Annotated in this window: 1 protein-coding gene; it reads left to right on the forward strand. The window is 50.6% G+C overall.

Features of this window, described 5'->3' with window-relative positions:
• On the forward strand, nt 1-718 hold a 718-nt coding region (locus tag ACCAA_RS16840), incomplete at its 5' end, for a hypothetical protein (RefSeq protein ID WP_222104815.1).
• Nucleotides 719-840 lie beyond the last annotated feature (122 nt).

The raw sequence follows: 840 nt of genomic DNA on the forward strand, positions 1-840 counted from the left end.
GAATGGTACAGTGTTAGAGTTCGCAAGCTCACCCCAACGCGCTCATCCATTTGGTGCCTACACCAATTCCAGCATCATCGTGGACAACGTCGATGAGGCTATGGCAGAATGGGGTAACCTCAGGGCCTCCGCACTCGGAATTTATAACGTAATCTATTGTTTATATGTATCTAGCTCACTAGATCTGCCCGAATTGACTTACGTTTTCCAAAAGGAGAATCTCATGCAACGGTCGGCATTCTTAAGTGTGGTGTTGCTTGCAGTGATGAGCAGCTCAACGCTTCTTGCGCAGTCCCAAACTACGCAAAAAATCACCAAAGTCTCCACCAATCCCGGAGATTCCACGGCGGAGAATATCCGCCAGCGTTTCAATGTGGAATGGGCGGATATCCCTGTGGACAACAAGAAGGATTTCGCAACGCACCTTGTTAAAGTGTGCGTCGGTTGGGTGCTTAAGGCGGACCGCAGGGTTGGGGACTCTTCCTACACCGTAAAGCACCAGGATGGCCCCGACAAGATCACTGACAAGTGCATTGAAGACAATCTTAAATCGCGGATAGTAGTTTTGGAGGCAGAGCACCTCAAGCCTGGATCCGACTACCTGTACCAGGTACACCTTGGGTTCCGCTATGACGCTCAGAATGCCGATGACGGGTTTCCCATCGAATGGAGACGAAGTGAGATCCAGACCTTTACTTCTCCTGCGGCGAAGAAGTAACTGAATGTGACTAAGGATTACCTCTCCATGAGGAAGAAACGTATGAAAAAGTTTAGCCTGGCCGTGATCATCGTTCCGGCCACTCCCCGCTACGTCGCCACCGGCATCAGATAGGGCTGCTT

It is taken from the genome of Candidatus Accumulibacter aalborgensis (assembly GCF_900089955.1).
Taxonomy (GTDB): domain Bacteria; phylum Pseudomonadota; class Gammaproteobacteria; order Burkholderiales; family Rhodocyclaceae; genus Accumulibacter; species Accumulibacter aalborgensis.